This window comes from Kitasatospora arboriphila (assembly GCF_039528095.1).
GTDB lineage: Bacteria > Actinomycetota > Actinomycetes > Streptomycetales > Streptomycetaceae > Kitasatospora > Kitasatospora arboriphila.
The window spans coordinates 1-511 of sequence record NZ_BAAALD010000339.1 but is presented as its reverse complement, the minus strand read 5'-3'; the positions used below and the strand labels follow the sequence as shown (position 1 = coordinate 511).

The 511-nt window shown below is 50.9% G+C and carries 1 protein-coding gene; it reads right to left on the bottom strand.

What is annotated here, in order from left to right; translation table 11 throughout:
* On the bottom strand, positions 1-511 hold a 511-nt coding region (locus tag ABD353_RS40270), incomplete at both ends, for a LysR family transcriptional regulator (protein WP_344628650.1).

Here is a 511-nt window from a genome sequence, read left to right as displayed (position 1 = left end):
ATCCGCAAGTGTTTCCGGTCGTCCATATTGTTGCAAGTAAGACGGGGCTGCACAGGTGACCATCCTGATGTCACCAAGACGTCTGGAAATAAAACTCGAATCCTGAAGCTCACCCAGGCGGACAAGACAGTCCACACCTTCACTAATGAGATCGGTTTTTTTGTCCGATGAAACCAATATGACATCAATGTCAGGATACAGTGACTGGAAATGTTTGAGATTAGGGATCAGTATGGCGTGAGCCAGCGCCAGCGGGACATCAATCCTGAGCCGCCCCCGAGGTGGAAGGGTAGGTGAAAAGCTCGCCATCATGTCATTAACTTCAGACAATACAAGCCTGGCACGATGATAAAACGCCTCCCCTTCAGCCGTAACGCTCAACTTACGGGTAGTGCGATGGATGAGTTTTACGCCGAGGTCGTCCTCTATCTGCTGTATCGCTTTGCTCACGGTGGGACGATGAATCTGCAGAATGTCAGCGGCCCTTGTAAAGCTGCCCTGCTCAACAACC